We start from the raw sequence: 13,618 nt of genomic DNA, 5'->3' as shown, positions 1-13,618 counted from the left end.
CGGATGAGTATTTTTTTGTCATCTGATTGAAATGATTATTTCAAAGACTTCATTCGTACTTTTGAAAATGCCTCAGAATCTTTACAAGAAAATACTAATTGCACTTTTACTGATAGTGGGAGTATTGGGTATTATAAGAACCAATACTATTCAACGCAGTGCCGGTAGCGGCGATTTCCGTAACAGGGTTCAGGGAGCGAGGTTAATGAAAGATGGTATCATACCTTATTATTATCATTGGCATCCCGGCGATCCGGTGCGTTACGTAAGCGAACACGATATTGACACAAGCCATCGGCGCAGGGTTTCCATGTGTACGTCCTCTCCTTTGTTTCACCGGGTTTTAGGGCCCTTTGCCGATTATAATGAACCAGTCATTGACAGAGGCATCTTTATTTTGTTTTATGCTTTTCTTGTCATCATGGCATTACTGACCTGGTATAAAAGCAAAAATTTATTACTGACTTTATTATTCTTCGTACCCTTTCTGTTTTCCGACGGTTGGTGCCATCACATCACTTTAGTTCAGAACTACTTTCTCTTTGGATTCCTTTTTTTTCTTGTTTCTTTTACAATACTGAAGAAACATTATTTCTTTGCAGGCCTGCTTTTTGCACTGCTGTTTTTGTTCAGGCTGAATAGTATCGTGTTTGCCATTCCCTTTATTTTACTGTTCAGGCAATATAAACACTTCATTTTGGGACTTGCATCCGGCTTATTGATTTACGTTTCCATATTAGCCTTCTTCCCTTTTGAAAGAAAAAACTGGACAGAATATTTCAGTGCCTTGCAGGAGCATACAAAAGTTCATCTTGGCCAGCTTCCGCATGAACAGCGCTATTACAATATCGACTCTTTATTGCCATTTCCTTTTGAAGGCGAAAATTTTGCCGCAATGGAAATAAAAAGGCAGCACACGCCATCGACATGGGTCAACCCGGAGGCTTCCAATTTTTCCCTGATTTATAAATTCATATTAAAACGGCAGCCACCTGTTTTGTTATTGAATGGCTTATTGGGTTTCTGTTATTTAAGTGTAATTGCTGCTTTCTTTTTCGTAAAACGAAAACAGAAAGATTACAACATTTCCATAGAACAAGTATTGCTTACAGGCTTATTGTTTTATGGTTTGTCGTGTTTCTTTTCGCCCATCATTTCTAATCCTTATCAGATGCCTCAATGGATGACGGTTGCTGCTTTGATAATTATATTCAATAGAAAAATACCGCGGTGGCTGATTGTCTTTTTCTTTTTGGGCATATTTGTTGACCTGGTCTATTTCCCGAACATCAGAGGTAAACATGCTATTTCCGATGTAATATTCATGTTTTCAACTTTCCTGATAATTATAAAAAGCGACTGGAATAAAAACATTGATTCAAATCTGAGGTGAACTTATCGCTATAAGCAATAATCGTTTTTATTTAAGTTGATGCCGTTTTTGTAATTTGTATAAATGAATTTATTTATGAACAAGACACAACGCAACTGTATTATTTTCTTTCTGATAATTTTAGGTTGCTTTGGCATTTATAAAACTTTTTTTGTTCAGAAAGTGCATGTTTTTACTGATATGCGCAATCGTGTGGTGGGAGCAAGATTAATGAAAGACGGTATTTTGCCTTACCATTATCACTGGCATCCGGGCGATAACCTTAAATATGTAGTACAACGTACAATAGATACCAATCGTTTCAGGCATGTATCCATCATTTCGGCATCACCATTTTTTCATAGAATTTTATCGCCTGTCGCAAATTACAATGAACCCGATATAGTAAAATGTTTCTTCTTCTTCAACTATGCTTTATTGTTTTTTATGGCAATAATAGCGTGGTATGAAAGCAGGAATCCATTGCTGGTCCTCCTTTTCTTTGTTCCTTTTCTTTTTACGGATGGCTGGTTGCACCATATCCAATTATCTCAATACTACCTTTTATTCGGTTTCCTGCTTTTTATGGCGGCATACACCTTGTTAAAAGGCAAAATGTATGCTGCGGCTCTTTTCCTGGCATTGGCAATATTATTCAAGCCCAGTTGTATTATATTCCTGATTCCTTTTTTCCTGTATTTTAAAACATACAGGAAATTCCTGTTAGGTTCCGGAATGCTTTTGTCTGTTTATGCTTTGATAGTTTGCTTCCTTCCGTTTGAAAAATCAAATTGGGTGGAATATTTCGGCTCCATCAAGGAACATGCCGCTATCCATCAGATGAAAGTAGTGTACCCACCCGGTAATTTTGATATGGATGCTGTATTGCCTGCTGTATTTGAAGGAGAAAACATACAGGAGCAAAAGCGCCTGGGTATCGAAGACGAGTGGGTGAACCCGGTAGTTACCAATTTCATGCATGTTTATAAAAAGTTTACCGGTGGTAAATTTCCACCGACAGCCTTGCTTGAATTTTTGACATTGTCATCCCTTGCCCTTCTTATTTTCTTTATTTATAAAATGAACAGGAAAAAAGCAACAGCTCCCTTGCCCGTTCAGCCATTGATATTAGCAGGATTCGTTTTTTACTTTATAGCTAACTTTTTCGCCCCCATTAATTCTCCTCCATATCAGATGGTGCAGTGGATGGCTGTTGCGGCAATTTTTATAATGGAATACAAGAAGATCCCTAATGTATTTCTGTTGCTCCTTTTAATGGGTATCTTTATTAATCTCAGGTATATCCCCGATTTTCCCGGTAAACATGCAGCCTGCGAAATGATTTGTATGGTAGCTGCTATAGGCGCTATTTTTCGTGGAAGATGGGCGCTTAATGCTGAATCTGAAAAAATAGTAACCGGGAAGATTAAATAATCGTAGTATTTCACGTCATTGGGTTATTTATTTTGATTCAATTAATTGTCTGAATATCATGCTGTTTTTCAATTGTAATTTCTTGGTCACAATTTGATAATAACGGTTTTGCGGTATGGCAAAAGCAAATCTTTGGTATTACTTTGCAGCGTGCGGTATTGGATATACATAAGCGCCGCAACAACCATGAGCAGTACCAAGATATTGATTGCAGACGCACAAACATTAAGACGTGAAGGAATTAAAGCCATTTTGCTCAAAAGAGAGGATTTGGAGATTATAGGTGTTGCCAAAAATGAACAGGAACTAAGTAAGCAATTGCAATTTGAAGTACCCGATGTGGTGGTTTTAAGCTTTCAGGAAGACGGGAACTTTGATTTGGAACAGATAGCGCAGATTAAATCAAATTATCCTCATATAAGGCTTATCATACTTTCTTCATTATTGTCCAATGAGAAACTAATGGATGTACTGGCCTATGAAGTAGATGCATTTTTATTAAACGAATGCGATGAGGACGAATTCTTAAATGCAGTGAAAGCAGTAAAAAAAGATGAAAAATTTTACTGCGGACATGTAATGGGCGCATTGCTGCATAAGGTTATCAGAAAAGATGAAGTTGAAGAAGAGTTGCTGAATTCTTCCACCCTTAGTGAACGCGAAATTGAAATTATACAGCTTATAGCAGACGGTTTTACCACTAAGGATATTGCCCAGCAATTATATTTAAGCTTCCATACCGTTGGTACACACAGAAGGAATATTTTCAGGAAACTGAATGTCAGGAATTCCTCCGAACTTATTATTCATTCCCTTAGAAAAGGTATTATCACTGCCAAAGCGAATTAAGTTTGACAACTATACACAAAATAGAATAGGGTGTAAATCCTATTAGTCATTTTATAGCCATCGGAGAAATATTTCCGGTGGCTATAATTATCTATAGCGCAATGAAGGTTGCAATTCATGAAAGCGGTATCAGGCAATACCTTATTTGCGTTACTTGAAATTACATGTTAACAGCGATTGTCAGATGCTGCATTAAGTCTCAATTTTGCATTTCAAATCTCAACCTAACAATATATTTCAAATGAAAAGGATACTTCTACTTGGTTCCGTAATCTCCCTTCTTAATATGCAAGCCAACGCTCAGGTAACTGATACCGTTTCTGTCGGCGCAGGTTATGCTAATCAGAATTACTACCAATTAAGCACAGGCACTGAAACTACCGCTCCTAAAAACGAATGGGATATTGCCTTTCAGACAGGCGGCTCTATGGGCTATGCCATAAGTATTAACTCTTATTCCGGTGCTGCATTATACACTTATCCTAATGCGACTGCAAATGCCACGAACTGGGCTGTAACTTTTGATACCGCAGGTTTAAGCACATGGCCTAAAATGTACAACAGTGAAACTACCTGGAGCTGGGGCGCTTTCAATCAGAACGCAGACCTTACAAATGATTTCGATTTGGGCTGGGGCGTTTATGACCTGAATACCCACTTCGTAACAGGTGATTCTATGTTTGTAGTTAAATTGGTTAACGGCGATTTCAAAAAATTATGGGTTAAGAATCTTGCCAATGGCACTTACAATTTTGTTTATGCTAATCTGGACGGTACAGGCGAACAAACTGTTGCGCTTGCAAAATCAGCTTATGCAACTAAAAACTTTGGTTACTATTCTTTATCCGGTAATGCAGCAGTTGACCACGAGCCGGTAGCAAATACTAACTGGGATTTGGTTTTCACTCAATATACGGCAGATCTTGGCGGTGGCTATATGAGCACTGCTACCGGTATTCTTGCTAATAGTGGTGTATTGACTGCAAAAGTTGAGAATGTAGCTGATGTTGACAATTATGATAACTATCAGACGCAGACTTATAAATCTGAAATCAACACTATCGGTTGGAATTGGAAAACCTATGATATGGGAGCCGGTGTATATACTGTAAACGACAGCACCGTTTTCTTTGTTCAGGCAAAAGACAGCGCTATCTGGAAAGTTGTAATGACAGGTTTTGGCGGTAGCACAAATGGTAACTTTATTTTCTCTAAAGAAAAATTGAAAAGTGCTCCTGTAACACCTCCGCCTCCGACAGGTATCAATGAAATGAATAACATTGCTACTTTATCATTGTATCCTAATCCGATTGCAAAAGGTACGGACCTTAACGTCGTAGTAAACCTGATGCAGGCAAACACAACTGTAAATGTTATTATGTATGATATTACAGGCAAACAGGTTTTCAAAACCAAAGTTAATAACCAGACAGGCCTGAAAGCTTTTGCTGTACCGACCTCCGGACTTAGAGCAGGATTGTACGTTGTTGCCCTGGATGTAAATGGAAGCACTGCCATTCAGAAAGTAAGTATCCGGTAATTTTCCCAACATCTAAATTTCATCATAAACAAACCATTTTAAATGAAACATTTATTGAGCGCCATTTGTGCAGTATTCTTATTGTCTTTTACTGCAAATGCAGCGCCAACAAGCAAGTTTGAACAAGATAAAGCAGCTATCGTATCTATGGCAGGTTGCTATAAAGTTACTTTTGATTTTGCCGAAACCTTTGCGCCTGATTCTAATTACAAATATCATGAACGCAAAACAGAATGGGGCATCGAATATGTAATTCTTCTTGAAGCAACAGACAAGAAAATTTCCTTTCAACATTTATTGTTAGTCGGTGGTGGTATGATCGTCAAACACTGGAGGCAGGATTGGGTTTACGAAGAAACAAACCTGTTGGTTTATGACAGAGATAATGTCTGGAAGAAAAAAACAATTGACAGCAAAACCGCTAAGGGCACCTGGACACAAAAAGTTTATCAGGTTGACGACAGTCCCCGCTACGAAGGCTTCGGAACATGGAACCATGTAGATGGCCGCCATTTCTGGGAAAGCGTTGCAGACGCACCTTTACCAAGAAGAGAGTACACCAAACGTGATGATTATAATGTGCTTGTAAGACACAGTAAAATGGAAATCACCAATTTTGGCTGGATGCTTGAACAAGATAATGACAAGACCATCAGAACTAATGCCGGTGATCAGCTATTATGCGGAGAAAAGGGTTATGAGAAATTCTTTAAAGGCGATTATGACTGTAAAGAAGGCGAAGACTGGTGGAAGAAACATCAAAGTTACTGGAAAGATGTCCGCACCGTCTGGGCTGATATTTATGCCAAAGTAAATGTGCTGAATCTGAAAAAGCAAGTCGATAACGAATCTCTCTATGAAAAGCTTTTTGCCATTGACGATAAATACTCTGCGCTTGAAAGCTATGACCACAAAGCTGCACAGGATGAAATCAGGAAAGTAATTGAGTCATTTATGACAAAATAATCCTATAAAAAAGCCAAAGGTTTGAAATTCAAATTCCTTTGGCTTTTTTAAAATATCAAAGATGAAAAGTATAATACACTTCATACTAAGTGCAGGTCTGGCCTTGTTTTTTATCTATGCAGGTGTAAAGAAGTTTCTGCCTAAAGAACAGACGCCCAATCCCTCGGCAAAGTCGGAATTGGTAGCCGCCATTCAGAACGACCATTATGCAAGCCCTGTTCCCTTTAAACTTGCCGTGAAGATGCTGAAGGTTTCCGGATTCCTGAAAATGGTCGGTGTATTACAGATTCTCTCCGGCCTTTTAATATTATTTCCTAAAACACGATTGGGAGGCCTGATTTTCTTATTGCCTGTCACACTCAATATATTTTTCATCCATTTATTTATGGATAACAGAATGGATGAAAACATAGAAACAGGCATTTTCTTCACATTGAACCTATTACTGCTGCTGGCTTACAGTAAAAAAATAGGAACATTATTCAATGCCCGAATCAATTAAACAATACCTGAATGAAATTTATTTACGCCATATTATTATCAGCATTTTTATTTACCTGTTCAGATGTGTCGGCCCAGACAATAGCGGTTTTTGAAGAAGATTCAGTTGCTGTAGTCGGTGCACATGTTTTCTGCCGTGATATACTTACGAAAGCAGAGAAGATTTATTTTACAGATTTAAACGGAAAGGTTGCCTTCCCTGAAATGGTTGCAGGCAACAACTATGAGATTACTATATACCAACTTGGCTTCCGGAAAATAACAGAGACCGTAAAAGGGAATGTAAACAAAACCTATTTTCTTACTAAAGAGCAGACTTCAATAAATGAAGTTGTCGTTACAGCACAGTTTGCACCTAACAGCCCCGAAAAGGCAGTACACAATATCAGAATCATCGATCAAAAGAAAATAGCAGCCATGGGCGCTGTTAATTTACGCGATGTAATGATGAATGAAGCCAACGTAACCGTTACGGAAGATGCTGTATTAGGCAGTGGCTTTAGTTTACAAGGCATACAAGGACAGAATGTCAAGATACTGATTAATGGCGTACCCGTTATCGGACGTACGGCAGATAATGTCGATCCTTCGCAGATTAACATGAACAACGTAGAACGCATTGAAATTGTACAGGGGCCTTTGGCTGTAAGTTATGGTACAGATGCATTAGCCGGCACTATCAATATTATTACCAAGAAGAATACCAACCGCAGTTTTACATTTAATACCGAAGGCTATTACGAAAGTATCGGTAAGTATAACCTTAATGCAAATGCAGGATTTGCCCTGAAGAACCATCGTTTTCAGGTTAACGGCGGACGTAATTATTTTGACGGCTGGAGTGCCGGAGACAAGCAATTCTATTTCGATTTCAATCCGGTAGCCGATGCATCAAGAGTGCAGACCTGGAAACCAAAAGAGCAATACTTTGGCGGGTTTAATTATGGTTATGATTTTAAGAAATTGAAATTCGATTACAACCTCGATTATTTTTACGAATCCATTCATAATAAAGGATTGCCAGATTCTTCCCCCACCACCATTGTCGCTTTAGATGATTATTACAATACTTACAGAGTCAATAACAGTATTTCGCTTTCCGGTATGCTAAGCAAGAACTTCCGGATAAATGGAGTGGTAGCATTCAACTATTTCAAAAGAAATAAAAATACTTATGTAAAAGACCTTACCGATTTACAGGAGTCACTTTCCATCAGTGATGGCTCGCAGGATACTTCCGTTTTTACATCGTTGATGTCAAGAGCAACCATCAGCAATGTAAATAAATCCTCTAAATTGAATTATGAATTCGGGTATGACCTGCGGCATGATTATTCGCGTGGGGCCCGTATCGAAGATTTAAAACAAAGTATGGATGATATTGCTGTATTTGCCAATGCCGAATGGACGCCTCTTGCAGACCTGACTATCCGCCCCGGTTTGCGTGCAGGATACAACAGCAAATTTGATGCGCCGCTGATACCCTCATTAAATCTAAAATATGGTGTCCATACCTCGGCAAATGATATGGTTACATTCAGGGCCTCTTATTCAAAAGGATTCAGGGCGCCTTCTTTAAAAGAGCTCTATTTCGATTTTGTGGACATCAATCACAACATTGTAGGTAACAAAGATTTAAAAGCAGAAAATTCCGATTACTTTGATTTTTCTGCAAATTATATTCATACAAGCGGCGACCTCAGCCTTAAAACAGAAGTATTAGCTTACTACAACAATATAGATAATCAGATTTCTTTGGCTGCAACTGATTCCAGCGGAACTGCTTTTATTTATTTTAATCTGGATAATTTTAAAACCTTAGGCTTCCAGATTCAGCAATCTATTGGTTTCCGACATATAAAAGCGACAGCAGGCTTGTATTATTTAGGCCGTTACAATTCTTTCAGCAAAGAAAACAACACCGGCGCGTTTTTATACTCCCCCGACTTCAGGTTCAATGTATATTATGACTGGCATGAGCAAGGTATGACCTTCGCCGCCTTTTATAAATACAATGGAAGAATACCAAGCTATAGAGTAGATGATAAAGGGAATATAGTGCAGGCAGACAACAGCGCATATAGCTGGGCCGATGCATCTGTTTCCAAATCCCTTTTTCAAAAGAAAATAGACCTTACCCTTGGCGTTAAAAACATATTTGACGTTACAACTATTACTTCCGGCGCAGTTTCCGGAGCCCATTCACTGGCAGGAGGCTCGTCTTCCATTGGTTCCGGCAGAAGCTATTTTGCAAGGTTAGCTTTTCATTTTGCATCAAAATAAATTTATGGTAATGAAAAAAAGTATTTTATATATAGGTTGCTTGTCTTTATTTGTCACACTCCTAAGCTCCTGCGAGATAGATGAAAAAGCTGTGCCTAAACCTGCTGTCAAACCCGGAGTTGCCAACAACCAAGTAGCAATGGGCAATAATTATAAATATCAGATCTTCTTCGATCTTGAAACAAACAAAGCCGTTGCTCAAAACGCCAAGAAAGTCTGGGATTTGGGATTTGAATGTGGTGCAGACGGTTTCCATATTATACTCAATTCTTCAAAATCAATGTTTGCCTATAATACCCATGTAACTGATTTTGCATCATTGACAGATACCGTCGGAAAATTGGGTGCGAAGCTTTGGGATGCATCATCGGGCAATCTCGATTCCACTGCTGTCGGCGACTGGCGTACTGCAGGTGAAGTGTATATTATCGATCGCGGCTACGATGAAGATGCCAATCAGCAAGGCCATAAAAAAGTGCAGTTCATTCAGGTAGATGCCAATACCTATCACCTGAAAATGGCAGACATCAATGGCAGTAATCTGGTGGAAAAAACCATTACAAAAAACGACGACTACAACTTTATCTTTATGTCCCTGACCGATGGAGCAACCGTTGCCGTGGAGCCGCCGAAGGATACATGGGATATCGCTTTTACACAGTACACACACGTTTTTGAAGAAGAATCGGGGCCCTTACCATATCTTGTAACAGGCTGCCTGCTGAACAGATATAAAACTACTGCGATTAAAGATACTCTAAGCTCGTTTTCCGATATTAATCTGCAAAATGCAGAAAGCGCAACGTTTTCCAATGCCATTAACACTATCGGATATGACTGGAAAACCTATACCGGCTCAACATATGTAGTGAATAAAAGCTGGAACTACATTATCCGTAACCGAAAAGGACTTTACTATAAAATGCATTTCATTAGCTTCTTCAATACAAGCGGCGAAAAAGGAAGTCCCTCTTTTGAATATCAGCAATTATAAGTTTTTCATACACTTTCTGACCAACGGTGCTGTATTCTTACAGCGCCTTTTTTTATTCTAAGGCAAATGCAATAGCTCTCCGGTAAGCCCTGAAAGGGCGAAAAAGAACAGGATAGGATGAAAACCTATCCGCTAATAATTGAATGCAACCCTATCCGCTGATTTATTTCAGGAAACCTGTGAGGTTTTCAAAACCTCACAGGTTTAATTAACTGTACACACTCCCTCTCTACAAGCCCTGAAAGGGCGAAAGAAAATAGGATAGGGTGCAACCCTATCTACTTAAACCCTATCCGCTGATTGCATTTAGGAACCTATGAGGTTTTAAAAACCTCATAGGGTTTAATTAAACGCCTAAGTTAACAACATAAAGAAACCCCCTTCCGTTGATTATACCTTTCTCTACAAGCCCTGAAAGGGCGAAAGAAAATAGGATAGGGTGAAACCCTATCTGCTTAATTCCGTGAAACCCTATCCACTAATAATTCCGTAAAACCCTATCCACTAATAATAGGATGAAAATCTAATTAGTGATTCAAAAGTTCAAAACCCCCTTGTCATTAATTCAATTATATATTCTCATTTGCAAATCTCTTATTCGTACACGCGAGTATCATTTTACATCAATCTATAATGTAAAATGATTAATAATCAGTCATTTACATTAAATCTAAACTCCCGCAATTTTCTGTAAGACTTTCATTCATCTCTGCGAACCTCCCATGCATCCCTGCGAACCCCTCATGCATATAATCGGTTTTAATATAATCAAAATCGAAGACCTCTGACACCAAATCAAAGACCTCTGACACCGAATCAAACACCTCTTACACAGAATTAAACACCTCTGATACAAAATCAAACACCTCTGACACAGAATCGAAGACCTCTGACACCGAATCAAACACCTCTTACACAAAATCAAACACCTCTTACACAAAATCAAACACCTCTGATGCAAAATCAAATACCTTTGACGCAAAATCAAACACCTCTGTACACTTATCAACTCCCGTGTACTTTTTTGCTGCCCCGTAATAATTTCAGTCAAACCCCAATCTCCTTTTTAAGGAAAAGACAATTTCAACCTTACCTATAATTCAGCCAATATAATTTGTGCGGGAAACTAAACCATATTAATATTGCGTCGTCAAAACCCCGGCATTAAAAAGTTGAATTTTATACCTTAATAATTGAACTTTTTTGCATCAATATCGTAAACTCATAAACCAATACGAGTATTATACCGGTAAAAAGCAAATGAAATTTATAGCGTACAGAATGAAAACGTGTTTTTCTATTATATTAATATTAAGTGGCTTTTTGTGTTTTTCCCAAACCCCGGAGGACACAATTCAGCAAAATCAAAAAACTATTTATCTTTTTAGCGGTATCGGAGCCGATTCAAGTCCATTCTCAAACCTGGATCTGCCCGGTTATAATAAAGTTTACATTTCCTGGATTCCGCCTTTGCCCGATGAAACATTGGCACACTATGCAGGAAGGTTAAAAGAGCAGATTACAGTTAAAAATCCTTATATAATCGGGCTTTCCTTCGGGGGTATGGTAGCCGTAGAAGTCTCCAAACAAATAGAAGTAGAGAAAATGGTATTGATTTCCTCGGCCAGAACAAAGGATGATTTGAGCCGGTTTCAGGCTTTTTTCATGAGATTGGGTTTATATAAAATCATTCCCGGTTCCTTCCTGAGACATACTAATTTTCTCACCTATACCTATTTCGGCACCCATACGCCAACGGATAAAAAAGCCCTCACACATTTATTGAATGGAACAGATATAAAGCTTTTTCGCTGGGCATTGAAAAGCATAGCCTTTTGGGATAATGTGGAAATGCCGGAGCGCACCATAGAGATTCATGGAACAGCCGACAAGATCATCGCCTGCAGGCTTTCTCATCCTGATTATAAAATTAAAGGCGGCGGACATCTGATGGTTTATAATAAAGCCGATACGATCAGTAAAATAATCATGAATTACTTTCGGGATTGATTTTTCTTATCAATAATCCGCCCCTGAAATCTTTATGTCAATAAGTTAAGGTATTCAAAAAACTCTTTAAAAGCAGTTCGTTATTAATCTTTTATCTTTTTTCTGTGTTTAGATTGTTATAATAATCAAAAAATCACAATCATGAACAGAAACAGGCTTTCTCCCGAAATGGAATCGGGACTAAATAAACAAATGACCCAGGAAGCTTGGGCCGCACAAGTTTATTTATCCTATGCTGCATGGGCTGCAAGCGAAGGATACAACGGCATTGCTAATTTTCTTTTCAGGCATGCCAATGAAGAGCGTAACCACATGATGAAATTCCTGGAATACATCCTGGAAAGAGGCGGCAAAGTAAATATTGATGCCATTGCCAAACCTCCGCAAGATCCGTCCAATGTCCAGGACTGTTTTGAACAAGTGTTTAAGCAGGAAGTAGATAATACAACAAGCATTTACAGGTTAGTGAAACTGAGCCACGATGAAGGAGATTGGGCTACATGGCATTTCATGCAATGGTTTGTAAAGGAACAAACGGAAGAAGAAACACTGGCATTGAACCTGCTGGATAAAATAAAAATTGCAGGCGGTACAAGTGCAACACCCGAAGCGCTTTACACCCTGGACAGAGATATGGAAAAAGAACCGGACGAAGCAGAGCTTGCGGAAAACAAAACCGTAGAAAAACCTTAGTTTGTTCAATATAAATTTGAAAATTTTATAGATTTGACAACCTTTAAAAGTTGTCAAATCTATTTTATATTAAACTCCCGGTTTAAATATTATAAAGCATCTTTAGCTATAATAGTCCAGTCATCTTTTCCATGACCTTTACTAATCCAGTTGTCCATTGATGCAATTACATGTGGTAGCACCATCAAATCGGTATCACCTGCTTTAGCCTCAGCCATCATAAGCCCCGCATCCTTTCTTGCCATTGACAATTCCCAGGTAGGGTTATCAAAATCACCGCCTGATATCTTCTTTAACCTTGCAGGGAAAGATGTGGCAGGATTCCAGGAATCAAACAAAGCGCTTAAATCTTCCTTTGAAATATTCATCGCTTTAGCCAACGCAAATGTATCTGTCAATCCTGCGGTAATAGCAATAAGCATATGATTGCCTAATAATTTCATGCCCGCAGCCATGCCCGCCTTATCCCCGAAATTGATAACCTTTCCCGTCATTTTTTCAAGCTGTGGCTGAACGGATTGAATCAGTTCCTGATCCCCCGAAACCAACATACTTCCGGTGCTTTCCAATGCATTTTGCGGCCCCATAAAAACCGGTACATGCAGGTAAGTATAACCACGCGCTTTCCATTCTTTTGTTCTTTCAACAGAGCCTTCAACCGATGTGGTTGTATGATCCATAATAATAACGCCCGGCTTAAAGGCGCTGCTTGCTTTATCCAGTACTTCGTTTACGGCCGCATCATCTTTTAAAGTAAGGTGGATGACATCTGCATTCCTTACGGCATCGGTAATTTCTTCAAAAGCTTTTGCACCAACGCTTTCCAATGCCTGGGCCTTTGAAGCCGTACGGTTCCACACCTGCACCTCTTCGCCTTTGTTTATCATGGCCTTTACAAAATTGGAGCCTAAGTGCCCCATTCCTAAAAATGCTTTCATTTGGTTTGATTGTTTTGAGTGTGTACCCTGTATGACAC

At 38.8% G+C, this 13,618-nt stretch carries 11 protein-coding genes; 10 read left to right on the top strand and 1 reads right to left on the bottom strand.

Features of this window, described 5'->3' with window-relative positions; translation table 11 throughout:
• Positions 1–31 precede the first annotated feature (31 nt).
• From F0919_RS00125 to F0919_RS00075, 10 genes are all read left to right on the top strand, one after another.
• Entirely contained in the window at positions 32–1,393 is a 1,362-nt protein-coding gene (locus F0919_RS00125) for a glycosyltransferase 87 family protein (RefSeq protein ID WP_150030686.1), read from the top strand.
• Positions 1,394–1,468: 75 nt separating this feature from the next.
• Positions 1,469–2,806 (top strand): glycosyltransferase 87 family protein, encoded by a 1,338-nt coding sequence (locus F0919_RS00120; RefSeq protein WP_190277193.1) that lies wholly within the window; start codon positions 1,469–1,471, stop codon positions 2,804–2,806.
• Between the two features lie 186 nt (positions 2,807–2,992).
• Positions 2,993–3,655: a LuxR C-terminal-related transcriptional regulator gene (locus F0919_RS00115; RefSeq protein ID WP_150030684.1), complete on the top strand. Its 663-nt coding sequence runs from the start codon at positions 2,993–2,995 to the stop codon at positions 3,653–3,655.
• Between the two features lie 241 nt (positions 3,656–3,896).
• Entirely contained in the window at positions 3,897–5,195 is a 1,299-nt protein-coding gene (locus F0919_RS00110) for a T9SS type A sorting domain-containing protein (RefSeq protein ID WP_150030683.1), read from the top strand.
• 42 nt (positions 5,196–5,237) lie between these two features.
• On the top strand, positions 5,238–6,161 hold the full coding sequence (locus tag F0919_RS00105) for a DUF6607 family protein (RefSeq protein WP_150030682.1): 924 nt from the start codon (positions 5,238–5,240) through the stop codon (positions 6,159–6,161).
• A gap of 61 nt (positions 6,162–6,222) precedes the next feature.
• A complete protein-coding gene (locus F0919_RS00100; protein WP_150030681.1) occupies positions 6,223–6,663 on the top strand; it encodes a hypothetical protein in 441 nt (146 codons plus the stop codon).
• Positions 6,664–6,674: 11 nt separating this feature from the next.
• Positions 6,675–8,945: a TonB-dependent receptor plug domain-containing protein gene (locus F0919_RS00095; RefSeq protein ID WP_150030680.1), complete on the top strand. Its 2,271-nt coding sequence runs from the start codon at positions 6,675–6,677 to the stop codon at positions 8,943–8,945.
• Positions 8,946–8,955: 10 nt separating this feature from the next.
• Positions 8,956–9,939: an HmuY family protein gene (locus F0919_RS00090; protein ID WP_190277188.1), complete on the top strand. Its 984-nt coding sequence runs from the start codon at positions 8,956–8,958 to the stop codon at positions 9,937–9,939.
• A gap of 1,281 nt (positions 9,940–11,220) precedes the next feature.
• Positions 11,221–11,949 carry an alpha/beta hydrolase gene (locus F0919_RS00080; protein WP_150030678.1) on the top strand — a complete coding sequence of 243 codons (729 nt, stop codon included), beginning with the start codon at positions 11,221–11,223 and terminating at the stop codon, positions 11,947–11,949.
• 141 nt (positions 11,950–12,090) lie between these two features.
• Complete coding sequence (locus F0919_RS00075; protein ID WP_150030677.1) at positions 12,091–12,642, top strand: ferritin; 552 nt, start codon at positions 12,091–12,093, stop codon at positions 12,640–12,642.
• An 89-nt stretch (positions 12,643–12,731) separates the two neighbouring features.
• On the opposite strand, the gene F0919_RS00070 is transcribed toward F0919_RS00075, so the two are convergent.
• Positions 12,732–13,580 (bottom strand): NAD(P)-dependent oxidoreductase, encoded by an 849-nt coding sequence (locus tag F0919_RS00070; RefSeq protein WP_150030676.1) that lies wholly within the window; start codon positions 13,578–13,580, stop codon positions 12,732–12,734.
• Between the last annotated feature and the right edge of the window lie 38 nt (positions 13,581–13,618).

Origin of the sequence: Taibaiella lutea (assembly GCF_008629695.1) — a bacterium.
GTDB lineage: Bacteria > Bacteroidota > Bacteroidia > Chitinophagales > Chitinophagaceae > Taibaiella > Taibaiella lutea.
Note: the sequence above shows the minus strand (reverse complement) of the source record. Positions and strands in the feature narration are given on the sequence as shown.